The following is a 24898-nucleotide window of genomic DNA, read 5'->3' as shown; positions in this document are numbered from 1 at the left end:
TAAATCTCTGTAGTTAAGACTATTCACAAAAGACTTAAATATCTGTTTTTGGTTTACTAGCTGTTCCAGGATCTTGACGGTTTTCTTTAATCAATCGGCTGTAAGTCCGCTGGGGAATATAGTGAATTGGATTGTAATCAATACAACGTAAAATCAGCACACAAGCCCAAGAATACCGTCCATCAGCAATAGCTTCAATGATACGATTGAACTGTTCGGGAGCGATGGCACTATGAAAATCGTTCTGAGAAGAAGAAGCTTGATAATTCATAACTAACCCTGATCTAATCTTGTAGGATTGAAAGTTGATAAGTTGTCAGAATTCAGAACAGAAAATCTTTTTAGTCAAGCCTTTTAACTCCTGATTACTGAACTCCTAAATTCTGAATTATAGAAAAAAATCAATGGGATATTTGAGGTAACAGGATTATCTGCCCCTGATATGTAAAGGATTTAATTCTCTTGGTAAATAACTTCGATATCTAAGTCCGAGTATAGCGATAACTTACCGATTAAATATCAACATTATTTGTGGTTATCAGAGAACTTTATGAATTTTCTGTGAGGTTTAGTGAGCAGTGTTATCCATTTAATTAGGGGTGTATCATTGGCAATTGATGATCTAAATAGATTAAGTTCTGAAATTTTTGATTGTAAAGACTGGAAAATTACTAACCACATTACCCTTGTGTTAGTAAAAAATATAGGCAAATTCCTAGCATTTCCTGTCCAACTTGATTGTTTGGTAAAAAATAGGAAATACAGATATTTGGATTATGACACTATTTAAATAGTCATACAACATTGAAATCTTTCCTGGCTTCAGTTTTGTAAATACTCCTTGTGACACTATTATATGCAGAATACTATGTTTTCCCTGTCTGGTACGCCAAATTGGCAATTTGTTACTCTAAATAGTACAGAAAATGTCAGTTCTAAATTGCGTATTAAATGACTATTTAAATACTGTCACAAGGGGGATTTACAAAAATCTAGATAAAATGTACTCGAATGTTGCATGACTATTTAAATACTGTCACAAGGGAGATTTACAAAATTGGAAATAAGAAATACTTCAATGTTGTATGACTATTTAGATACTGTCACAAGGGAGATTTACAAAACTGTAAATGGCATAAAGATATAAATTTATTTTTGGCTATTTTCAATTTTCTGGCTAAATTAGTTACACTTCATCACGAAATGCTCAACGTCTTAAAGTTGTTGAGGATATGAGTATTCAGGTTTTGACGAATTGAGTAATATTTATAGATGTAATATTTAATTCTTGCTGCAATGGACTCTTATAAAAGTGGCACAAGTAAAGTTTACAAAATGGTAATTAATAGCAACAAAGCCAAATTGGTAGTTATTGAGTTGAAATTAGTGATTGCTAAAATTTTATCTATTCCCTGTCATCTAACTAATAGATACTTCTCTATCTATAAGAGGAGGTAAGGGTTCATCCTTTAGCTAGAAGTAAATAATTGAGTAACTTATTTACTATTAACCTGAAATAGTATCTCAATAATCCTAACTTTAGCTAGAGTTTGGTAATGTACAATGTATAAATTAGTGCAAACTATTGTTAACAGTGATGAAAAAAATGTTTTAGGTGACTTTATCTTAGAATTAGGCAAGGATCATAAACGTTACTTTTTAAGAAATGAGATTTTACAAGCTTTTGCAGATTATTGTCACCAATTCCCAAAACCCGCTTATTTTTATCACTCTTCCTCTTTAGGGACATTCATTCAATACACCCATGAAATAATTTTAGATGGTGAAAATACTTGGTTTGTAGTTAGACCAAAGATTGCGAGTCAAGAAGTATGGTTATTAAGCGCGGACTTGACTAAGTTTGAGTTAATGACACCGAAAGCATTATTAGATGTGAGCGATCGCTTAGTAAAGCGTTATCAACCGCACATTTTAGAAATTGATCTCCATCCCTTTTATTCAGCAGCACCAAGAATTGATGATTCCAGAAATATTGGCCAAGGTTTAACCGTTCTTAATCATTATTTTTGTAATCAAGCATTGACAGATCCTGAATATTGGATTGACGCATTATTTCAATCATTAAAAAGATTAGAATATAACGGCATCAAATTATTAATTAGTAATCATATTCATTCAGGTTTGCAACTAACAAAGCAAATCAAACTAGCGTTAGAATTTGTGAGTCATTTATCCCCCCAGACACCATATATAAAATTTAAATTTCATCTTCAAGAACTCGGTTTAGAACCAGGTTGGGGTAATAATGCAGCCAGAGTCAGAGAAACCTTAGAACTGCTGGAAAGACTCATGGATAATCCCGAACCTGCAATTTTAGAAACCTTTGTTTCTCGCATTTGTGCAGTTTTCCGCGTCGTCCTTATTTCCATCCATGGTTGGGTTGCACAAGAAGATGTTTTAGGCAGAGATGAAACATTAGGACAAGTTATTTATGTTTTAGAACAAGCCCGCAGTTTAGAAAATAAAATGCGGGCAGAAATTAAACTTGCAGGTTTAGATACATTAGGAATTAAACCCCATATCATTATATTAACTCGACTGATTCCCAATTGTGAAGGCACATTTTGTAACTTACCATTAGAAAAAGTTGATGGTACAGAAAATGCTTGGATTTTGCGCGTTCCTTTTGCAGAATCTCGACCGGAAATTACCAACAACTGGATTTCTAAATTTGAAATTTGGCCTTATTTAGAAAAATTTGCTCTTGATGCCGAAGCAGAACTTTTAAAACAATTCCAAGGAAAGCCCAATCTAATTATTGGTAACTACAGTGACGGGAACTTAGTTGCTTTTATTCTCTCCCGAAAAATGAAAGTTACCCAATGTAATATTGCCCATTCCCTCGAAAAACCTAAATATCTATTTAGTAACTTATATTGGCAAGATTTAGAAGCACAATATCACTTTTCTGCCCAATTTACCGCTGATTTAATCAGTATGAATGCCGCAGATTTTATTATCACATCATCCTATCAAGAAATTGTAGGTACACCAGATACAATGGGACAATATGAATCTTATAAATGTTTCACCATGCCCAACTTATATCATGTAATTGATGGCATTGATTTATTTAGCCCTAAATTCAATGTGGTATTACCAGGAGTCAGTGAAAATATATTTTTTCCCTACAACCAAACAACAAATAGAGAATCCCACCGTCGTCAACATATCCAAGACCTAATTTTCCATCAAGAGCACCCAGAAATTCTCGGTAAATTAGATCATCCTCATAAAAAACCGATCTTTTCCGTTAGTCCCATTACCTCAATTAAAAACCTCACAGGTTTAGTTGAATGTTTCGGTAAAAGTGAAGAATTACAAAAACATAGTAACCTAATTTTATTAACCAGTAAACTTCATCCAGACTTAGGAACAAACTCCGAAGAAATTCAAGAAATAGCAAAAATTCATGCGATTATTGATCAATATCATCTTCACCATAAAATCCGCTGGTTGGGAATGCGTCTTCCTCTCCGCGATATTGCTGAAACCTATCGTGTAATTGCCGATTTTCAAGGGATTTATATTCACTTTGCCCTTTATGAATCCTTTAGCAGAAGTATTTTAGAAGCAATGATTTCTGGATTACCAACTTTTACAACTCAATTTGGTGGTTCATTAGAAATTATTGAAAACCATGATCAAGGATTTAACCTCAACCCCACAGACTTAGCAGGAACAGCCAAAACAATTATCAACTTCTTAGAAAAATGTGAAAATTATCCAGAACATTGGCTAGAAAATTCTCAATGGATGATTGAACGCATTCGCCATAAATATAACTGGAATTCCCACACAAATCAACTCCTGTTATTAACGAAAATGTTTAGCTTTTGGAACTTCATCTATCCCGAAGATAACGAAGCCAGAGATCGTTACATGGAAAGTTTATTTCATCTTCTTTATAAACCTATAGCTGACCATATTTTATCAGAACATCTAAGCAAAATCAGAAATCATAATTAAAACCTGCTTCATCTTAAACTTTGCGTCTTTGCTCCTTTGTATCTTTGCGCGAAACATAAATTTAAATTCTTTATACCTAATCTATTATCATGGATAAAAAAGACCATTTTCGCAACCTTATCTATACAGACTGGATATTAAATGAAACCAAGTTTAATCCTGAATACTTGCATAGCCGAGAAACTATTTTCACCATTGGTAATGGCTATTTAGGGACAAGAGGAACATTTGAAGAAGGCTATCCCCGCGCATTATCAGCAACATTTATTAACGGTGTTTATGATGATGTTCCCGTAGTTTATACCGAACTTGTAAACTGTCCAGATTGGCTACCATTGACAGTTATTATTGAGGGAGAACGCTTTCGCCTTGATCAAGGTACAATATTAAAATATAACCGTAAACTAGACTTACATCATGGCATTCTCAGCCGGTGTTTACGTTGGTGTAGTCCCAATGGTAAAGCAATAGATATCCATTTTGAACGCTTTGCCAGTTTAGCAGATCAGCATATAGTCGGGCAACGTTGCCAACTAACACCAGTAAATTTTGATGGTTTAATTGAAATTCAAGCCAGTATTAACAGTTACTCGGAAAATCAAGGATTCAACCATTGGGAAGGATTAGATCAAGGTAAAATTACACAAGGATTCTGGTTACATAGTCGCACTCGCAACAGCCGCATAGATGTCGGTATAGCGGCAAAAATAACTATTTCGGGAACTGACATAGACTTACAAATTAATACCACACCTGGTTATCCCAGCTTAAATGCAACCGTTGCCGGTCAAATCCAACAGACAATCACCATAGTAAAGATTGTCAGTATTTTTACATCTAACGAAATTGCAGAACCAGTTGTAGCCGCTAAAGAAAAGCTCGTAAATATACCAGATTATATAACCTTAATTGATGCCCATGCCCAAGCCTGGGAGCAAGTTTGGCAACAAAGTGATATTATCATTGAAGGAGATATCACAGCAGCTTTTGCAGTGCGTTACAATCTGTTTCAGTTACTAATTGCTGCACTTAGAAATAATAATCACACAAGTATCCCGGCGAAAACCCTATCTGGCTTTGGTTATCACGGACATATCTTTTGGGATACGGAAATTTTTATTCTGCCATTTTTTACCTTTACCCAACCAAATTTAGCCCGGAATTTGCTCAGTTACCGTTATCACACCTTACCAGGGGCGCGACGCAAAGCGGCACATTATGGCTATCAGGGGGCGATGTTTGCCTGGGAAAGTGCGGTGACAGGGGATGAAGCGACACCACGCTGGTCACTACGGAGTGATTTTTATGCCGAAGATATTCGTATATGGTGTCGTGATCGAGAAATTCATATTAGTGCGGATATTACTTACGCCATTTGGTATTATTGGCAAGTTACAGAAGATGATGAATGGATGCGAGATTATGGTGCAGAAATTATTTTAGATACCGCAATTTTTTGGAGTAGTCGAGTTGAATTTAATCCCCAATTAGAATGTTATGAAATTCGCGGAGTTATTGGTGCAGATGAATATCACGAATTAGTTCATAACAACTGCTTTACAAATCGGATGGTACAATGGCATTTAGAAAAAGCCTTAATCATCTATAACTGGCTGCATTCCACCTTTCCAGAAGTAGCCATAAAACTTGAACATAAATTACAAATTACCTCCCAAGTCCTCAATCATTGGACAGAAATTATCGCTAAAATGCTCATTATCCACAACCCAGAAACCGGACTAATTGAGCAATGTGAGGGGTTTTTCCAACTAGATGATATTAACTTAGCCAAATACGAACCGCGAGAAAAATCAATCCAAATTATTTTGGGCATGGAAGAAACCAACAAAGGACAAGTCATTAAACAACCAGATGTATTAATGCTTCTATATTTGATGCGGGAATCTGCCGATTTTCCCTATAATCAGCAAACATTACAGGTAAATTGGGACTATTACGCCCCCCGCACAGATATTAGTTATGGTTCTTCCTTGGGTCCGGCTATTCACGCCATTTTAGCCGCAGATTTGGGCAAATCACAGGAGGCTTACGAATACTTTATGCAGGCGGCAATGGTAGATTTAGAAGATAAACGCGGAAATACCCAAGATGGGATACATGGTGCTAGTGCTGGAGGCATTTGGCAAGCTGTAATATTCGGTTTTGGCGGTATCCAATTTCGGGAAAATGTCCCCGTAGCCCATCCTCACTTACCCCCAACTTGGACAAGACTGAAATTTAAGTTACAGTGGCATGGTAAATGGCACGAATTCGATTTGCGTCAGGAATTACCAAAAACGAGAAAGCCTAACATTCAGGGCGTGATTTTTGACTTAGATGGCGTATTGACTAATACCGCAGAATATCATTATCAAGCTTGGCAAAAGTTAGCAAATGAAGAAGGTTTACCTTTTAATCGAGAAATGAATGAAGCCTTGCGGGGTGTATCTCGTCGCGCTTCTCTGATATTGATTATTGGCAATAGAGAATATTCAGAAGTGCAAATTCAGGAAATGATGTCTCGAAAAAATGATTATTATGTAGAACTAATTCACAATATTACACCCACAGATTTATTACCAGGGGCAGTGGCCTTATTGGATGAATTGCGTCAAGCTGGAATCAAAATCGCCATTGGTTCTGCTAGTAAAAATGCCCGGCTAGTGATTGAAAAATTGGGGATTGGTGGTAAATTAGATGTTATTACTGATGGTGATACTGTCCAAGCCGCCAAACCAGCACCAGACTTATTTCTTCATGCTGCCAACCAGTTAGGAATTCGCCCAAATGAATGTGTAGTATTTGAAGATGCCGCAGTCGGTATTATCGCTGCCAAAGCAGCAAATATGTGGGCTGTAGGCTTGGGACCCCAGGAGAGGGTGGGGGCTGCTGATGTCGTTTTGCCTAGTTTGGCAGGGGTAAAATGGGAGGAACTGATTAGGGCTTGCTGAAAAAGTCTTTTCGTGAGGGCTAGGAGTCAGGAGTCAGGAGTCAGGAGTCAGGAGGAAGAATTAGAAGGAGAGAAGAATAGTCTCAAATTTCAGAAAGTGATAGGTTTTTAATGGTTTCAATCCTTATTCCTTGCACCTAATTCACTTTTTTAACCGGGAAACTCTTAATCTATCTAGGTTTTCGGTTTATTCAGCCAGCCCTAATTAAGAATTTATCAAGCTTCGCATCGCTTCGCTAACACGCAGAGGCGCAGAATCTTAGAGAGTGAGCGTTTGATAGATGTTAATTTCCTAAAAGTGCGCGAACTTCGTTATCTGTGGTTTGGCTAAAATCGTCGTACCATAAACCAATTGCAGACATGACTTCTGGACATTGCAAACAAACTACATCATCCACTTCTAAACGCAATTCTTCACAAGTATTTAGGGGTGCAACTGGAACAGCCACAATAATTTTTGTCGGCTGTTGTTGGTGGATAATAGTGAGGGCAACCCGCATGGTTGCACCAGTAGCAATCCCATCATCTATGACAATAACCGTTTTATTTTTCAGATTAATTGCTGGTTTATCACCGCGATAAACCTGATTCCGGCGCTTTAATTCTCGCAATTCCTGGTTAACAACTTGGGTAATTTTTTCTTGATCTATTCCCAAGGAATCAATTATATCTCGGTTGAAAACAATAATATTTTCCGAAGCAATTGCCCCCATAGCCAGTTCTTTGTGTCCAGGTACACCGAGTTTTCTGACTATGCACACATCCATGGCCGCATTCAAAATTTTAGCAACTTCAAAGGCTACAGGGACACCACCACGAGGCAAAGCTAGTACCAAGACATCCTCAAGGTTACTATATGCTTGTAAATGTTGAGCTAACATTTGACCAGCTTGAATGCGGTTAGAGAATTTTTTGCTCATGAGACTTTCACTATTTTCTTGAAAGCAATTTCAACTTGTGCATACTCATTAACCAACTGTGACACCAATTCTACAACCCCTTCTAGATTGCCACTCTTCCCTTTTGATTCTAACTCTAAACAAAGCTGATGGAGATTCATCGCTCCCAAAGAGGCACTGCTAGACTTTAAGTTGTGGGCTTTTTTGTCGAGGGTATCAGCGTCTTCATTGGTGACAGCTATTTGAATCGCAGCGACAATTTTCGGAGATTCCACTAGATAACAGTTGATTATTTTCACCAAAACTTCCTGATCACCTTCTAGCATATCCAGTAAGGATTCTAAAACCTGAGTATCTATTGAAGACATTGTAAACTTTAATATTTTGATTTTATATTGTGGCAATTGCCATTAAACATGAGTTTTTTCTGTTCCCTCTGAATGATAAATAACGTAGCGATTGCGTCCTGTTTCTTTTGCCCGATAAAGAGCTTCATCTGCCTTAGCAATGAGAAATTTTGCAGAACCGCTGGCTTGAGGAATAATAGTCGCAATCCCCAGACTCAGGGTCAGGTATGAACTAATTTGAGAACTTTTATGAATCAAACCCTTACTGCGGATAGATGAGAGAATTATTTCTGCAATACAAATTGCCCCAGCTATATCTGTATGCGGTAAAACTAAAGCAAATTCTTCACCACCATAACGAGCGGCTAAATCTCCGGGACGTTGGGCTACTTGATAGAGAATTTGAGCAACTTCTTTTAAACATTCATCTCCAGATTGATGTCCATAAGTATCATTATAATTCTTGAAAAAGTCTATATCACAAAGAATCAAAGATAAAGGCACTTTTTCTCTTTCTAAGCGTTTCCATTCTCGCTCTAAAACTTCATCAAAGGAGCGACGATTAGGAATTTGAGTCAAACCATCTATACTTGCTAGTTGTTGTAATTTCTGGTTAGCTGCTTCTAATTGTTGATATAGTTCTGCTTGCTGAATAGCCATGACTAATGGATTTGTTAGTTGTGTTAGCAAATCAATATCCGATTTAGCCCATCTGCGTGGTTGAGAACATTCATAAACTACCAATAATCCCCAAATACTGTTTTCCTGTTGAATGGGGACAACTAAATTGGCTTTCGCTTGTAATTGACTCAGTAAATCAATATGACATTGGGAAAGCCCAGCATTATCAATATCTTCGATCACATAAATATTACTTTGCCGATAGTCGTAACCACATTGATCAGAAAAGTAAGTATCTTGAAATACTCTTCCTAACATAGAATCCCATTCAGCGGCTACAGATTCAACTATGACATATCCACTCCCATCTGGATGAAACCGATAGACAATGACACGATCAGTTTTTAATAATTTACGGACTTCGATAGCAGTTGTACTCAGAATTAGTTCTAAGTTTAAAGATGTGCGGATTTTTTGGGTAATTTTAGCGATTAGCTGCTCTTGTTCAATCTTATACTGTAATTCTTTCATAGTCCAGTGCATTTGGAGCAAGCGGCGGACTCTTTGTCTTAAAACTGCCCAGTGAATCGGTTTAGTAATATAGTCAGCAGCACCAACAGAAAATGCTTTATCTACGGAATCTTGGTCATTTAGTCCTGTAATCATTAATACAGGAATGTTAGGATCAAATGTGTGTAGCTGATCGCAGCAAGTAAAACCATCCATTACTGGCATTATTGCATCTAGAAGCACGATATCTGGCTGTAAAGTCATGACAATATTTAGGGCAATTTTGCCATTACCTGCTACGATCACTTGATATCCCTCTTTTTCCATCGCATAACGTAATTGCATTTGTATAACTAAGTCATCATCTACAATTAATACTAATGTGTTGTTTATGTGAATAGAGGAAGTCACTATCTATAATTTCCTTGCTGAACTTGAACTGAAACTATACACACATTATGACTTGAGTTGAGTAGCCCCAGAATCAAAATAGACATAATACTCAATCCAATTGGCAATGATCTTAGCCGAAACATGGTCAAAATCAGTAATGGGACAGAATTAATTATACAACTGATTTTTCTGTTCCCTCTTCCCTTTTTTTTGTAAATATAATCAATTTTACCAAAATGGAAACCATCACATTAGGAAAAAATGGTCTAGCTGTTCCCCCTCTTTGTATCGGTACATGGGCTTGGGGTGATAAAGTATTTTGGAATTATGGCAACGGCTATGGTGAAGAACAGTTACAAGCGGCTTTTAATGCAGCTTTAGATGCTGGTATCACCTTCTTTGATACAGCAGAAGTTTACAGTTTAGGACTTTCGGAACAGTTTTTAGGAAAGTTCATGAAACAAAGCTCCCAAAAGGTACAAATTGCCACGAAGTTTGGCCCTTTACCTTGGCGTTGGGATGGTAAATCTGTATCTGACGCTTTAACGGCTAGTCTCCAACGTCTCCAAGTTGAGAAAATTGAATTATACCAAGTTCATTGGCCTTTTGCTTTCTTTTTGACTCAAGAAACTCTCATGAATACCCTCGCAGATGAAGTGAAACGGGGGAGAATCGGCGCAGTAGGTGTGAGTAACTATTCAGCAGCCCAAATGCGAGAAGCACACCAGATATTAGCCGATAGGGGCATACCTTTGGCTGTAAATCAAGTGCGTTATTCTCTACTAACGCGCCAAATAGAAGGTAAAGGTATTTCCCAAACAGCCCGTGATTTAGGTGTAACTATTTTAGCTTATAGTCCCCTAGCCCAAGGATTGCTCACAGGTAAGTATACGCCCTCTTATAAGCCTCAAGGTGCAAGAAGCATAGATCCGCGATTTAGTCAAGATGGTTTAAATCAAATCGCCCCTGTTTTATCTCTATTACGAGAAATTGGTGAAAAATACGATCGCACTCCTGCCCAAGTATCCTTAAATTGGTTAATAGCCCAAGGTAATGTCATTCCCATTGCTGGAGTCAAAACCGCTGAACAAGTTAAACAAAATGCAGGGGCTTTAGGGTGGAAAATGACTCAAGATGAAATTGCTGAATTAGAGAAAATCACTCGTCCTTGGTTACATTAAGGTAAGCTCATATCCTGCACATTCAAAGCGTATAATTTAAACCGTTCTAAATCTGCTTGAATTGTGGACTCCACCACCTTTCCTAAAAACAAATTATCCATAAGTTTACCAATCAAGCCAGGAATAGCATAGGAAACCGTCATTTTCACAATACTAAGATCATGACGATCATAAAAGCGAATTGCTCCTTGATTTGGTAAACCATCAACCGATTCCCATTGAATAATTTGATAAGGAATTATTTTGGTAATTCGAGATTTCCACGTAAAATCTAACCCTCCTGTACTCAGTTTCCATAGAGAAATTTCCGGGTTATCTTCAGTAATTTTGACTGAATCAATCCATTTCATCCATTTAGGCATTTGCTCTAAATCAGACCACAATCCCCATGCTAATTCTATGGGAACTTCAACTTCTACCTGGACACTATGTTCTAACCATTCACTCATAGGATTTTAGATTTTAGATTGATTATTTATTGAGTATTCTTCCCAATCCCCAATCCCCAATACAAATCAGTTAAGCATTTTTTTCTTCTCTCTGTGTCCTCTGTGCCTCTGTGGTTAGTTAAAAAAAGAATTTTAGGGCTTACTAAACCGTATTTATAGAGCCAGTCCCTACTTCTTCAAACTTTCGAGAATTACCTTAGCCGCACGTTTTCCAGAAACCGTTGCCCCTTCCATGCTGTCAATATAATCTTGTTGAGTATAACTCCCAGCTAGGAAAAAGTTAGGAATAGGTGTTTTTTGATCGGGACGGTACGCATCCATTCCTGGTGCTTCTCTATACAAAGATTGAGCCAATTTAACCACACTGTACCAAGTCATGTTTAAATCTCTTGACGAAGGGAACAGTTCATGCACTTGTTTAAGGACGTGGTGAGCAATTTCTTCATTATTTTGCTTAATAAAAGGATCACCCGGTGTCAATACCAGTTGCAACAATGAACCCTCCCCAGGACGATAATAATCTGCGGGACTAGTTAAAGCCAAATCCGCAAAACAGGAAAAATCAGCATCAGCGGTATACAACAAATTATCTATCCCAGTCGCATGATTTAGCTGTTTGCGTTTTTCCTCATCTCCCAGTTCTGTCACCCAACCATCAAAGCGTAGCTGCACTGTAGCGACTGGAACAGCATCTAACTTATAAATGTTATCAAATTCTGGCCATTTCCGCCAAGGTTGGGGTAAAACTCGCTGAATCCCTGGAACATCACAAGCACAAAGATAAGCGTCAGCGGTAATTACTGCTTCTGTGTCACCTTGGGCAACTAATATACCAGTAACGTGAGTTTCGTCGCCAGACTCAGCAAACTGAATTTCTCGGACTTGACGACGGGTGTATATTTTTGTGCCTCTTTCTTCCAAGTATTTAACAATAGGTTTGTGTAAATATTCGTGAGGTGAACCTTCCAGCATTCGCAGAATTGAAGCTTCTGTTCTGACTGCAAAAAACTGGAAAATTGTCAACATACATCGGGCGGAAATATGATCACAATCTATAAATCCCAGGGCGTAAGCAATAGGATTCCAGAGACGTTTAATGCTACCTTTACTACCACCGTGACTATAGAACCAGTCAGAAAAACTGATTTTATCTAATTTGCGAATAGTTTTCATTGCCCCATCAAAGTCTACCAAACCTTGAACTATGGGGCTAGTACCCAGAGCGATCGCATTTTGGAATTTATCCCGTAATGAAAGTTGGGAAGTAGTAAAAAACGCCTTTAATCCGTTAAAAGGCGCACCAGTAAAAAAGCGAAAATCTAACGCCCCAGTTTGTCCACCTTTATTGATAAAAGTATGACTATGTTCTTTGAGGCGTAAATTATCCCCAGCCCCCACTTTCTCCATCAATGCAAACAGATTGTAGTAGCAGCCGAAAAAGACGTGCAGCCCCATTTCAATATGATTGCCGTCACCATCTACCCAACTGCTGACTTTACCACCCACAAACGGACGAGACTCGAAAATTTCTACCTCACAGCCCGCATCTACTAAATCTACAGCAGTTGCTAACCCAGCTAATCCCGCACCCACAATTGCAACGCGCATTCCCTCGTTCCTTGTTCAGTTTCTTTACAAATTGTAACTGAATTGGTGACTGGTTAGTTGTCAGTAGGGGCGAAGCATTTGGAAGATAAATTATCGGTCATTGCCAAAAATAGTTCTCCAAATGCTTCGCCCGTACAGTTGTCAGTTGTCAGTTGCAAAAGAATATTTCTCTCCCCCTGCCTCCCCTGCCTCCCCTGCCTCCCCTGCTCCCCCTACTCCCCTACTTCCCCTACTCCCCTACTTCCCCTGCTCCCCCGACTCCCCTACTTCCCCTGCCCCCTGCCCCCTGCTTCCCTGCCCTCTATCACCCTCCGGCCACTTCTTCCCCCTGGGGTAAACTTCTAATCAGTTCCCGAATTACATCTGTTGCTGGTCTACCTGTCTGTTGACAATATTTTTCTAGTTTCTCTGCTTCTTGTGTTGCGAGATTAACTGTTATGCGTTTAACTGCCCATTTTTTATTTGTCATTATCATGCACTTTGCTGTATATTAACTTGATTTAGAAAGTTCGGTCACTCAAAACAAAAATGATACTATGAAAGTTAGTCGGAATTAACAAGGTAACAAAAACACTAATCTTATTTAAAATTTTCAGTTTGTCAACTACCTACCAAAATTTTTTTTGCGATGATTTTGCTTGAATACGGGAAATTTCTGGAGATTTGCACCATGAGTGTATTTTATACCAATTTAAGATGAAGCTGTATTGAATCAGATTTCTAGAATTATTGACCGCGGATAAAGACGGATGAATTCATGGATTTTATGATTCTGTGCAGCCTCTCATCAAGTTGGTATTAGATATCCTGTAATTTAATTCATAAATTTTAGGTATATCTATTTTTTTAGTCAAGTGTTTCTAAGTTTAATTCTTCCGAGGAAAGTACATTAGCTTCTAATAGAGCCATCATATCTCGTAATTGAGGATTACCACGAGCAGTCCCGGTCAATCCTTTGGCAATAATTAAACCGCAATGGCCTTTGGTATTTTTACACCGCTGATGCCATTTTTTCTTAGCTTCTATGTGAACTGGATCATCATCTAAAAATTGCCCAAACAAAAATAATTCATTATTATGTGTTTGCAATAAACCTAAGTCATAGAGATCATCATCCACAGGATCGGTTACCGTATGAAAACAGATGGCGTTTAATCCTCCAGCAGCTTGAATATTTTCAATAATTCCTTTAGCTTTAGGGCGAGAGGTTTGAATGACAATTACAGGTAAACCGTCCCCTTTTAGTTCAAATTCCCCTGCTGCTTGGTAATTAGGCGCTTGACGCAGGTAATTTAATGTTTCCCAGGGTAATACTCCCAAACTCATGAAAGCATCTTCAGGGATTAAGTCGTCTCTGAGGGCTTCAAAGATGGAATCATCTTCATCTTCATCATCTTCGTCATCTAAATCAAAACCAGCCATTTCTTCTAATTCTGCTGTCAATTCTGGCATAGTAGAAACGGTGACAGTTAAAGATTTACGCCTTTTGTCGGTTTCTGGTAGGGAAATTCGATAACGTTGACTCAGGGTAAGAAAATCTTCGTCGTATAATTGCCGATGGTGGTCATGCAGAAACCGCAATAAACTTTCTACAGCAACAAAAGTTAGTAGTGCTTCTTCTTCATACAAAACGGAACGTAATCCTTCTAGGGGATGAATATTTCCGAAGGTAGGTTCAATTTCTGAAAGTGGCATTTGTGCCAAATTTCCTAGATCATCATCTTCGTTTTCGTGCAAGGAATCAAAGGTGAGAAATAAACAATCTTGTTTGAGGAAGGCTTCTTCTAAATCTTGCTGAAGTTCATCTTCATCAGCTAAAACAGCAGCCCGAAACCGCTTGAGGGAATCTTCCGAACGATAAAACAAAATTCCATATTCAATTCCTAGCATTCCCATGACTGAGGCATAGAGTTTCTCTACATCCCATTGATTAATCTCTATGGATAAAATTTGCTGTTCTTCTAAAAATCTCCAAGGGGCAGATTGCCAAACTTCTAAGGCTTTATCATGGAGGAGTTGGGCGTATTTGGGTGGTAAATCGGGAATTTGGCTATCAATGACTTCGGCAAAAGAACGAAATAGTTCGTCAATTATGGGTAATTCTGGTACGTAGTCAATGGCAATATCTAAGTCTTGCAAGACTCCGCGCAGGTAAAATTGAATTTCCCGGTCGCGGACAACTATTCTTTGCGGTCTACCGGGTTTGGCTGGACTTTGGGGATGTTCTATTGCCTGCATGAGGGTACGCACAATGGCTTCTGGTCCCAGGGCGGGATCTACCATGTCCATGCTTCTCACAATGCCTTCTGAGGCATCTACCCAAAGAATACAATCTCCTTTGGCATCTGGGTCTGTAAAGGGGGTGTGTGGTGATGACAATGGACGGCGATCGCCCTCCCATACAGAAGGAATCTGGGGTAATTTCTGCAACCGACGACTGGTAGAGCGATTAAAACTTGTCATAGAGTAAGTGAATCAAAACAAAGCGATTGAAAATTAGAGTTTTGGGAATGGTTAATCTTTCAACACACCGAACCCCTCAATTCTAGAATAAAAATCTGAGGTTGCTAATAAACACAGCAACAGTTGACACAAACAGGGATTATTCTAAAATTTTCTCCTATCTTTCCATCTTCCCATCTTCTTATGCTTTTTTGCCGTCGGAATGTCGCTAAAATGAATACAAAAACATTCATAGCAGCCCAGAGGTACGAGAATGCCTGATGGGGTATTGATAAAACTAGTTCAGGAGTTAAGAATTTATGACACAAGCAACTCAAACTCAACAACGGGGAATTCTATTATCTGAATCTGCATTGCGTCAGGTTAAGTCTCTTCAAGATAAGCAAGGGCAAGATCTATGCTTACGGGTGGGAGTTAGACAAGGTGGTTGTTCGGGAATGTCTTATATGATGGATTTTGAGGATGTCAGCAAGATTAACCCTGATGATGAGGTTTTTGATTATGATGGCTTCAAAATTATCAGCGATCGCAAAAGTCTACTTTATCTTTACGGCTTAATGCTCGATTATAGTGATGCCATGATTGGTGGTGGTTTCCAATTTACTAACCCCAATGCTGCCCAAACTTGTGGTTGCGGTAAGTCTTTCGGCGTTTGACACTCCCCGGTCTAAAGACATTGACACCTAAAATTTTTTGGAATTTTCAGGTATCAATTCCGAGGTTTTCAGCATATTTTTTGATAAGTTAGGAGTCAGAAGTCAGAAGTCAATTAACAACTGACAACTGACCACTGACTAAGAACAACTGACAACTGACCACTGACTAAGAACAAATGACTAATACAATTGATTCCGTTGATTCCCTATTTGATAAAGGTTTAGAACGCTACAAGGCTGGAGAATCTGTAGAGTCACTGATTCCTGTATTTAAAGAGGTATGCGATCGCTCTCCTAAAGCCAGTTCAGCCTGGGTTTGTCTCGCTTGGTTATATCTTCTTGATAATAAAGGTAAATTGGCTTTCAACGCTGCTAATAAAGCTGTGAAACTCAATCCCCAAGATCCGCAAGGAAGAATTAATCTGGCTTTAGCTATGTTAGAAACAGGTCAAAAAGGTTTACGGGAACACATTGATTTTGCACAACAATTGATATTTGTCAATGAAGAATGGCAGGAAGAAGTTAAAAATAGCATTGAAGATGGTTTAACCAGAAAACCTGATTGGAAAAACTTAGCCAAAGTCAAAAAATGGTTATTTGAAAAATAGGGAACAGGGAACAGGGAGAAGATACTTCCAATTAACAACTAACAACTGTACGGGCGAAGCATTTGGAGAACTATTTTTGGCAATGACCGATAATTTATCTTCCAAATGCTTCGCCCCTACTAACAACTAACAACTGTACGGGCGAAGCATTTGGAGAACTATTTTTGGCAATGACCGATAATTTATCTTCCAAATGCTTCGCCCCTACTGACAACTAACAACTGTACGGGCGAAGCATTTGGAGAACTATTTTTGGCAATGACCGATAATTTATCTTCCAAATGCTTCGCCCCTACTGACAACTGACAACTGACCAATCAAAATGAAAGACAAATTATTAAACTGGCTCAACTTAATCTTAGTCGCTGATGTTTTTTTAGTGATTTTAGGTTTTGCGTGGCTTGTTATAGCCGTGATTGGTGATGCTTCGGGAATCAATTTAGGTTTAGATTTGTGGCACAAACTCTGGATGCCAGTATTTAATCCTGCTATTGGTATATTGATGGGTGGTGCGCTATTTAGTGGCATTATTAGTTGGGTATCTAAGAAACTGACCAAAAATGAGTTGTCTTGAATTTTACTCATTTTCAAATAGCTGGATTAATCGGCTGAAAGGGTTTAGCAATGCTCATTGGTGTCAACTTAACGTAAAACCCATAGCCCGACTGGGAATGATAGCGCAGCGTGGCGTAAGCCATATTCCCAGTCTAATAGCGCAAGTCATCTTTAGATGACTGAATACTAGGAAAATGTATTAGTCCGTTTTAACGGACTTGATCTATTAGACAGGGAATTTATTCCCTGGTGGGTGTGGAACCCAAACAAATAAGCCACTTGTACTGAGCTTGCGATGCCCTGAGCCTGTCGAAGGGTCGAAGTATCTGTAGCCTAAGTTGACACAAGTAAGCATTGCTAAACCCCTACAAATAATCCACAACAAATGGAAAGCCCAGAGATAACAATTAATTTGATTGATAATCTTGACAACCAATTGCTTCTTCTGTATTCGCAATGTATGGATTTACTGTACATTTAAGACGATAATTATTAGTAAAAAATTGGCAATTAGGACAGGGGATTTTGTGCATTTCTTGAGCAATTTTAACAGTCTCTTTTGTTGCTGTCCATAAATTCAAAAATACCAAAACCATCACAGTCCAAGATGTGATAAAGCAAATCGGAATCAAGAATGCTTTTATTCCCTGAATTAGAAAAGATATAAAATTCAACATGGCAATTTATAAAATAAGTGAGGAGTTAGAAATTAATATAACTCCTAACTCCTCATTGCTCACGTCTAGCTGAAGATATATTCAATTAAACGCCAGCGTGACCTAATGCAATACCTGTTACCAACATTCCCAAAACCAAAAACGGTTGGGCACTGGCTTGATATTTGACATCATTGGCTATGGGATCACGGAGAAAATACATATCTTGGAAAGTGATTTGGGGAATGATTAATAAGACGAGAATTGCTGCATATAAATTCTCGTGAATACTCACCAAATAACCTGCCACCAAACCTTGAAATAAATCAATCATGACTACACAAATCAAAGCCGCAGTTTGGATGCCAAACATAACTGGTAATGATTGTAGTCCTAATTGGCGATCGCCTTCCACACTCTTAAAATCATTGACAATGGCAATACCCAAACCAGCCAAACTGTAGAATAGAGTCAGAATCACAATTTTCCAATTCAATTCTCCAAATAAAGCATGACCAGCCCACCAAGGTAAAGCAATGTAACTTGCACCCAAAGCATAATTTCCTAACCAACCATTTTGTTTTAATTTCAATGGTGGTGCAGAATAGATATAGGCGATAAAAGTCCCAAAAACGGACAACATTAAAACAGTAGGAAATTGATGACCTGCCCATAAATCTAAGGTATAAGCCACCCCACATCCTAATAATAGTAAAAGCACGAATTGGCTAATTACTTGCTTTTCAGAAATTCTCCCCGAAGGTATGGGACGGTAAGGCTCATTAATCGCGTCAATTTCTCGGTCATAATAATCATTGATGGTTTGGGTATAACCTGTCAACAAAGGACCAGAAAGCAACATACAAAGGGCAGACTTCAAAACATTTTCTAAAGTCCAAGTGTAGTTACCAGAAGAAGCCGCACCGCAGACCACACCCCAAATTAGGGGAATCCAGGTAATCGGTTTCATCAATTGCAAGCGAATTTTCCAAATGGAAGTTTCCCCAGCACTTGCACCTTTCATTCCCAGCAATTGCCGAGTTTTCGCATTACGGTCTTCTGCAATTGTGACTTCTGGATTTGTTGATTCTATAGCCTCATTCGGCTGAGAATTTGGGTCAATGGGAGTTGATTCAGACATAAGGGGTAATGGTAATTGGTAATAGGTGATTGGTAATAGGTAATGGGTAATTGGTAATTATTGCCCAGTCACCAATCCCCAGTCCCCAATCCCTAAAAAGAAATTATCAAATAACTATTTTGAAACTTTGCACCAGTTACAGGTTTACCACTTAAAGCCGGGGGGAGGAAGATATTACGTCTTTGATCTCCGGCTTCTACTGTGACTTCTGGTCCCTGTTGAGTAAGTTTTACCTGTTTTTTGTCGAAACCAGGTAAAAATAAGCGGACTTGGCGATTATGTACGTCAATTTCAATTGGTTGGTTAGCTTGTAATGCTTGCTCAACAAAGTTGGGTAAAGCATCTATCAGAGGTTGCCATTCCCCCTGGGAGACATCAGGAACTATGCTCACAGGTAGAGGTGCAAATTCCTGGGATAAGTTAGTATTTTCTCCATCAGCAACTAAGATTGCTCCACCAACAGTTAAACCAATTTGTTGGGCGCTTCCCCACAGATAGCGGGAATTTGCCACATCAATGGGTTCTGATGTTGTCACCAAAAAAGCGGCAACTCGCTGGGGATTAGCTAAAGCAGCTTTACCTTGTTCGAGAAAATTATTAACTTGGTTAGTGGGTTGAGAAAAATTATCAGCAGTCCAATTAATATTAAAAAGACTGCTAATTAAAGGTTGAATTAGGGGAGATTCGGTAATTGTTTTCCCTAAATCGGAATTTACGAACAATTGCCTAAATCGTCTCATATACCAACTTAAAGATTCTGGCATTCCCAACATTCGCAAGCTGGCAGCATCGCCTGTGCCATCATAGATAATCGCGTCATATTTGCCACTGGCATCATATTCACGAATCGCATTGAGAGCAAGGGCGTTGTCCATACCTGGTAATACCACCAGTTCCTGCCCATAAACCTCTTTCAAAATCGGTGTGCGGAGGTATTGAGCCTCCAATTTTTTCACTTCGTCCCAGTTGCGTTCTAGCAGTACAGATGCTTGAAACTGTACTGCTTGTAGATTAGGAGAGATTTCCTGGGGGTCAGGAGTCAGAGTAGTATTGAGTAGAATTGGCAATGTTGGATCTGCTAGTCCTGCTAGAAGTACCCTTTTGCCTTGTGTTGCCAAACTAATGGCTGCGGCGATCGCTATCTTACTGCGAGCGATGCCGTTTTTGCCCAAAAATGTCAGTATCAAGGCCATTACTCAATTTCCAATTTTGCCGATCTTTTCAATAACAACTTAGCACTTAACCAATCTTCTTAGCCTCTACTGTAAGTTGTTTTGACTAGGCTGGTTTGATTTCATCTTCAAAAAACCAGGTGGAGAAGTTGTCATCAAACTTAACTACCACACCGATTCCCGCCCCGTCAGTGACTTTGTAGCCAGAGATCGTGCCAACTTTTCCCAGTTTTTGAGCGATAGTAGAGGATACGCGATCGCGCAAACGAATCACCTTAACTTTCTGTCCGATGTCCATGATCTAGTTACAATAAAATAATCCAAATCTCAGTGTAGCGGAATCTGTCACTTACCCACCATTAATTAACCCCCAGACTTAAATTATTCATCAGTCTGAGGGCAATTTACCAACAAGAGATGCTCCTAAATCAGTGTATTAATCGCCGAAGAAGAAGCTACACCATTTTGCGAATCATTGTTAGTTGATTGCTGTGGCTGGGTTTCTTCCTGTACACCTCGCATCTTAATTAACTTAATAGCCCGGTTCACACTTTCTGGCAAAACTACCACCAGACTACCATCAGGAGCCATGTCCAAGGCTTTGTTAATAGCTGTGGTTTCATCCAAAATTGATTCAAAGCGGTAATTAGGCTTAACTTGGGTAATGCCTTGAATAATCAAATCTGAAGCTGAACCACGAGGTCTACCTCTAGTATCATCATCTTCTTTAATAATAATGTAGTCAAAGATATCTGCTGATAACTTACCTAGAGTCACAAAATCTTCATCACGGCGATCGCCCGGACCACCAATCACACCAATGCGCTGTCCCGTTGTCCAATTCCGAACAAATGACCCCAAAGCCTCATAACTAGCCGCATTGTGGGCATAATCTACCAAAGCATGGTGTTTACCCAAATTAAACAAATTCATCCGTCCTGGGGTCTGACTCACAGAAGCACGGAAGCCTCTTAAACCAGCCCGAATTTGCTCAATGGTGACATCTTGAACAAAAGCCGCCAAACTAGCAGCTAAAGCATTAGCAATCATAAATGGCGCTCTTGCACCCATTGTCAAAGGAATATTTTCTGCTCTTTCGATGCGGTGCGTCCAATCACCTTTGACAATAGACAGATAACCATGTTCATAGACTGCGGCCACTCCACCCTGTTGAATATGTTTCCGTACCAGATCCGAGTCTGGATTCATGGTAAAGTAGGCAATATTTGCCTTAGTCTTTTCTGCCATCGCTGCAACCCGGTGATCATCGGCATTGAGTACCGCATAACCATCAGGAAAAACAGCCTCAGCAACTACACTTTTGAGATGGGCTAATTGTTCAATAGTATCTATATCGCCGATGCCCAGATGGTCAGCAGACACATTTAATACCACACCTACATTAGCATTTTCAAAACCCAACCCAGAGCGGAGAATCCCACCGCGAGCCGATTCCAATACCGCTACTTCTACGGTTGGATCTTGAAGGATAACATGGGCGCTTTGAGGACCTGTATTATCTCCTGATTCTACTAAGAAATCACCGATATAAGTACCGTCTGTAGTTGTGTAGCCTACTACTTTACCAGTTTGCTTATAGATATGTGCTAACAGGCGGGTAGTGGTGGTTTTACCATTTGTGCCTGTGACAGAGAGCAGAGGAATCCGTCCAGATTGTTCATTGGGGAACAGCATATCCATGACCGCACCAGCGACATTGCGGGGGATACCAATGCTGGGGGCGACGTGCATTCGGAAACCAGGGGCGGCATTGACTTCGACAATTACCGCATCTACTTCTCGGAGCGGACGGCTAATATCGGAAGTGACAATATCTATCCCAGCTACATCTAAACCGATGATTCTCACTACCCGTTGTGCTAACCATATATTTTCCGGGTGAATTTCGTCTGTGCGATCTACAGCACTACCACCTGTACTCAAGTTGGCTGTAGCCCGCAGATAACACATTGCTCCCTGGGGTGGCACACTATTGATGGTGTAGCCTTGTCTATCTAGGAGTTGATAGCTGGTACGGTCTAGTTCAATCTTAGTTAAGACATTATCATGACCTTCACCGCGATTGGGATCTTGGTTTGTTTCTTCAATTAGCTCTGTAATCGTAGATTTGCCATTACCCACGACATGGGCGGGGATTCTCTCCGCTACAGCAACTACCTTGCCATTAACTACCAATACCCGATGATCTCGTCCTACATAATATCTTTCCACAATCACTGAACGAGAAACCTGTCTAGCCATTTCATAAGCGGCTTCTGCGTCTTCCCAATTACGGATATCAATGGTAATACCCCGGCCATGATTACCATCTGAAGGTTTAATCACGATGGGATAACCACCAACATATTCAACGGCTTCCTCTAAATCATCAAAGAAATTGATAACTGTCCCTCTAGGAACTGGAACACCGTTGGCATCGAGAATCCGTTTAGTAGCTTCTTTATCACCAGCTAGTTCGACACCAAGAATGCCTGTGTTATTGGTCATTGTGGCCTGAATCCGTTTTTGATGGATACCATAGCCCAATTGAATTAAGAATCTAGCTGGTAAAGGCATCCAAGGAATACCTTTTTTCTCCGCTTCTTTGATAATAGCTTCTGTTGAAGGTCCTAGCGAAGCATCACGCCAAAAGTCTTTCAGGTCTTGAACATCTTGCTCTAGTTCGGCTTTGGGATAACGTCCCCGGTCAATAATACTTTGACATAGCCTGACTGCTGCCCGTGCTGCATAGCGACCCGCCTCTTCATTTAGGTACTCAATCACTACCTGATAAATTCCAGGTGTGACAGTTTCACGGGTGCGACCGAAACCTACGTGCATTCCCGCTAATTCCTGGAGTTCCAAGGCTACGTGTTCCACTATATGACCCATCATGGTGCCTTCTCGCACCCGCATCAGAAAACCACCCCGACAGCCAGGGGAGCAGTAGTGACCCTCTAGGCTGGGGAGAGCCTCTACTAATCCTTCATAAAAGCCAGGGATTTCATTAGAGGGCGTTTCGGCAAGATTTTCTAAATCTAGGCGCATGACGATCAGCTTGTGCCGTCGAATGCTCCAGTAATTTGGGCCGCGTAAGGTCTGGATCTTGAGGATTCTCATGGGAATAGGTAGATGGAGATTCGGAACCAAAATTCTAGTTTCTTACTGGAATTGACCGCTAAACTGTTCATGTCAAACAGTTTTTTATGGTTAGATAGTATTTATCTAAAATCTGGAGACAGAAAGAAATCAGAGCGCGGTCAAATCATTGTCATCTGAGATACTCTATACCGTCAGCTAGAGATGCGATGCACAGCAGGTAAAACAGTACGTTGGTAAAGATGGAAGCGATCTCCGTAACTGAGGATATGTAGTCTTAAATTATGTAAAGTCAAGGGTTCGTTAGCACTAACATTGGGTTCATTGGTGTGGGTAAGTTCTGTAGGATCAACAATGGTGACACTGCCTTTGCCCATAACTTGTAACCAACCATCTCGTTCAAACACAGCACAGGTGTCTTCGTCAATACCAATGCCCAGTCTATCAGGGTGAGCGGCGATCGCACTAACTAATCTCCCCATGCGATTCCGGTTATGGAAATGTTGGTCAACGACAACTTCAGGAATGAATCCTAAGCCTGTTGCCATATCCACTAGAGAACGATTGGGGGTTTCACCACTGCCACCACCTGCGATCATGTGATGTCCCATGACGGCTGCTCCAGCACTTGTTCCTGCTAAAGTCAGTTGTCCGGCTCTCACCCGCTGGCGGATAATTTCCATTGCTGGTGTGTCGGAGAGGACTCCACAAAGACGCAGTTGGTCTCCTCCTGTCAAGAAGACACCACTACAGGCTTCGAGGGATGCTTTAATCTCCGGATTTTCGCATTGTTCCCGTTCCCGAATGTCTAAAATTTCAACCTTCTCCGCACCCATTTCTTCAAAAATGCGAACGTACCTACCAGCAATAATGGCAGGCTCACGGGAGGCTGATGGAATTATTGTAATATACGCCTTGTTACCACCAGCACGAACAAAAAAAGTTCTCAGAATTTCTCGTCCATGAACTTTATCTTCTGCGCCTCCGATAACTAGTACGGCGGTTTTAGTAGCTTGGGGTGTCCTCATTTCCAGCGATTTAACTTCTAACTGCGGCATTGTGTTTCTGCTTGAGGGAGTCAACAACTTCAGGTTAATTCAACAAGGGTTGCTACTTGTTAATTTTCGCCTTTTGCTTTAATGAGAGGACACTGCTTGACGCACACGATGCCTCAATTTTCTCATGTCCGTCATTCTCATGGCCAGCATCTTGTTTTTTACCTATCTACTTTTCCAGCCGGGAATTATAGTGCTAAATTAACTATAATTCCCTTCTGGATTTAGGTTTTAGTCGGCCTTGACACTCTTACTTCTGAGCTTGGCTAGATGCATCCCGGAAGTTGTTAACTTTGGTGGGATTATTAATTTAAATTTAGTAGTGACAATATTTAAACATAAATCAAGTAACTAGAAAAACTTTTGATCTCACTTGGAAACAGGAAACAGGAAACAGGAAACAGGGAACAGGGAACAGGGAACAGGGAACAGGGAACAGGGAACAGGGAATAGGGAACAGGGAACAGGAGAGAACTTCCTTCTTTATTCTTTCTTCTCTTTCTCCTGACTCCTGACTCCTGAACTCCTGACTCCTGACTCCTGAC

At 39.8% G+C, this 24898-nt stretch carries 23 protein-coding genes; 7 read left to right on the top strand and 16 right to left on the bottom strand.

From position 1 onward, the window contains the following. Nucleotides 1-34: 34 nt before the first annotated feature. Entirely contained in the window at nt 35-271 is a 237-nt protein-coding gene (locus FJR09_RS05255; RefSeq protein WP_015079864.1) for a HetP family heterocyst commitment protein, read from the bottom strand. Nucleotides 272-1563: 1292 nt separating this feature from the next. On the opposite strand from FJR09_RS05255, the gene FJR09_RS05250 reads away from it, so the two are divergent. Further along, nucleotides 1564-3990 carry a sucrose synthase gene (locus FJR09_RS05250; protein WP_015079862.1) on the top strand — a complete coding sequence of 809 codons (2427 nt, stop codon included), beginning with the start codon at nt 1564-1566 and terminating at the stop codon, nt 3988-3990. Between the two features lie 89 nt (nt 3991-4079). After that, nucleotides 4080-6941 (top strand): beta-phosphoglucomutase, encoded by a 2862-nt coding sequence (gene pgmB, locus FJR09_RS05245; protein ID WP_168652796.1) that lies wholly within the window; start codon nt 4080-4082, stop codon nt 6939-6941. 283 nt (nt 6942-7224) lie between these two features. Here the strand turns inward: pgmB and FJR09_RS05240 are convergent, their stop codons facing one another. Genes FJR09_RS05240 through FJR09_RS26085 form a run of 3 tightly spaced genes read right to left on the bottom strand, consistent with a single transcriptional unit; the run spans nt 7225 to nt 9728 of the window. Further along, nucleotides 7225-7860 carry a phosphoribosyltransferase gene (locus FJR09_RS05240; protein ID WP_168652388.1) on the bottom strand — a complete coding sequence of 212 codons (636 nt, stop codon included), beginning with the start codon at nt 7858-7860 and terminating at the stop codon, nt 7225-7227. Next, nucleotides 7857-8207: an Hpt domain-containing protein gene (locus tag FJR09_RS05235; RefSeq protein WP_168652797.1), complete on the bottom strand. Its 351-nt coding sequence runs from the start codon at nt 8205-8207 to the stop codon at nt 7857-7859. Before FJR09_RS05235 ends, FJR09_RS05240 begins: the two co-directional genes overlap by 4 nt. A gap of 42 nt (nt 8208-8249) precedes the next feature. Beyond that, a complete protein-coding gene (locus FJR09_RS26085) occupies nt 8250-9728 on the bottom strand; it encodes a diguanylate cyclase domain-containing protein (protein ID WP_015079858.1) in 1479 nt (492 codons plus the stop codon). 218 nt (nt 9729-9946) lie between these two features. On the opposite strand from FJR09_RS26085, the gene FJR09_RS05225 reads away from it, so the two are divergent. Next, nucleotides 9947-10891: an aldo/keto reductase gene (locus FJR09_RS05225; RefSeq protein WP_168652798.1), complete on the top strand. Its 945-nt coding sequence runs from the start codon at nt 9947-9949 to the stop codon at nt 10889-10891. On the opposite strand, the gene FJR09_RS05220 is transcribed toward FJR09_RS05225, so the two are convergent. Further along, entirely contained in the window at nt 10888-11340 is a 453-nt protein-coding gene (locus tag FJR09_RS05220; protein ID WP_015079856.1) for an SRPBCC family protein, read from the bottom strand. The two genes, FJR09_RS05225 and FJR09_RS05220, sit on opposite strands and share 4 nt — an antisense overlap. Before the next feature lie 168 nt (nt 11341-11508). Continuing rightward, nucleotides 11509-12948, bottom strand: a complete 1440-nt coding sequence (gene zds / locus FJR09_RS05215) for a 9,9'-di-cis-zeta-carotene desaturase (RefSeq protein WP_015079855.1) — start codon at nt 12946-12948, stop codon at nt 11509-11511. Nucleotides 12949-13005: 57 nt separating this feature from the next. On the opposite strand from zds, the gene FJR09_RS05210 reads away from it, so the two are divergent. Beyond that, nucleotides 13006-13293 (top strand): hypothetical protein, encoded by a 288-nt coding sequence (locus FJR09_RS05210; protein ID WP_168654027.1) that lies wholly within the window; start codon nt 13006-13008, stop codon nt 13291-13293. Here FJR09_RS05210 and FJR09_RS24995 read toward each other — a convergent pair. Both FJR09_RS24995 and FJR09_RS05205 read right to left on the bottom strand, forming a co-directional pair. After that, nucleotides 13253-13423 (bottom strand): ribbon-helix-helix-containing protein, encoded by a 171-nt coding sequence (locus FJR09_RS24995; RefSeq protein ID WP_015079854.1) that lies wholly within the window; start codon nt 13421-13423, stop codon nt 13253-13255. The genes FJR09_RS05210 and FJR09_RS24995 overlap by 41 nt on opposite strands. Before the next feature lie 371 nt (nt 13424-13794). Beyond that, entirely contained in the window at nt 13795-15411 is a 1617-nt protein-coding gene (locus tag FJR09_RS05205) for a hypothetical protein (RefSeq protein WP_015079853.1), read from the bottom strand. A 299-nt stretch (nt 15412-15710) separates the two neighbouring features. Here FJR09_RS05205 and FJR09_RS05200 point away from each other — a divergent pair, with 299 nt between their 5' ends. Then, nucleotides 15711-16067 carry an iron-sulfur cluster assembly accessory protein gene (locus FJR09_RS05200; protein ID WP_015079852.1) on the top strand — a complete coding sequence of 119 codons (357 nt, stop codon included), beginning with the start codon at nt 15711-15713 and terminating at the stop codon, nt 16065-16067. Between the two features lie 176 nt (nt 16068-16243). Then, nucleotides 16244-16675 (top strand): M48 family metallopeptidase, encoded by a 432-nt coding sequence (locus FJR09_RS05195; protein WP_015079851.1) that lies wholly within the window; start codon nt 16244-16246, stop codon nt 16673-16675. Here the strand turns inward: FJR09_RS05195 and FJR09_RS24990 are convergent. Further along, entirely contained in the window at nt 16661-16801 is a 141-nt protein-coding gene (locus tag FJR09_RS24990) for a hypothetical protein (protein ID WP_254433039.1), read from the bottom strand. The two genes, FJR09_RS05195 and FJR09_RS24990, sit on opposite strands and share 15 nt — an antisense overlap. A gap of 196 nt (nt 16802-16997) precedes the next feature. Between FJR09_RS24990 and FJR09_RS05185 the strand changes: the two genes are divergently transcribed. Continuing rightward, entirely contained in the window at nt 16998-17249 is a 252-nt protein-coding gene (locus FJR09_RS05185) for a hypothetical protein (RefSeq protein ID WP_015079850.1), read from the top strand. A gap of 388 nt (nt 17250-17637) precedes the next feature. Here FJR09_RS05185 and FJR09_RS05180 read toward each other — a convergent pair whose 3' ends face one another. The 7 genes from FJR09_RS05180 to FJR09_RS24580 all read right to left on the bottom strand — a co-directional run. Next, the gene (locus FJR09_RS05180; RefSeq protein WP_015079849.1) at nt 17638-17907 is read right to left on the bottom strand and encodes a hypothetical protein; all 270 of its coding nucleotides are present in this window, start codon (nt 17905-17907) and stop codon (nt 17638-17640) included. An 85-nt stretch (nt 17908-17992) separates the two neighbouring features. Beyond that, nucleotides 17993-19027, bottom strand: coding sequence for a chlorophyll synthase ChlG (chlG, locus tag FJR09_RS05175; protein ID WP_015079848.1), 1035 nt, complete (start codon nt 19025-19027; stop codon nt 17993-17995). Between the two features lie 92 nt (nt 19028-19119). After that, nucleotides 19120-20220: an ArsA family ATPase gene (locus tag FJR09_RS05170; RefSeq protein WP_015079847.1), complete on the bottom strand. Its 1101-nt coding sequence runs from the start codon at nt 20218-20220 to the stop codon at nt 19120-19122. A gap of 85 nt (nt 20221-20305) precedes the next feature. After that, a complete protein-coding gene (locus FJR09_RS05165) occupies nt 20306-20497 on the bottom strand; it encodes a DUF2862 domain-containing protein (RefSeq protein ID WP_041457884.1) in 192 nt (63 codons plus the stop codon). A gap of 125 nt (nt 20498-20622) precedes the next feature. Further along, nucleotides 20623-23319, bottom strand: a complete 2697-nt coding sequence (gene cphA, locus FJR09_RS05160; protein WP_015079846.1) for a cyanophycin synthetase — start codon at nt 23317-23319, stop codon at nt 20623-20625. A gap of 173 nt (nt 23320-23492) precedes the next feature. Next, on the bottom strand, nt 23493-24356 hold the full coding sequence (locus FJR09_RS05155; protein WP_015079845.1) for a cyanophycinase: 864 nt from the start codon (nt 24354-24356) through the stop codon (nt 23493-23495). 340 nt (nt 24357-24696) lie between these two features. Beyond that, a partial coding sequence (locus FJR09_RS24580; RefSeq protein ID WP_217361109.1) for a hypothetical protein occupies nt 24697-24898 on the bottom strand: 202 nt, incomplete at its 5' end.

The organism is Dolichospermum sp. UHCC 0406 (assembly GCF_009712025.1).
In the GTDB taxonomy this organism is placed as follows: domain Bacteria; phylum Cyanobacteriota; class Cyanobacteriia; order Cyanobacteriales; family Nostocaceae; genus Dolichospermum; species Dolichospermum lemmermannii.
The sequence above is the reverse complement of the archived record's forward strand: the minus strand, read 5'-3'. Positions and strand labels throughout refer to the sequence as shown.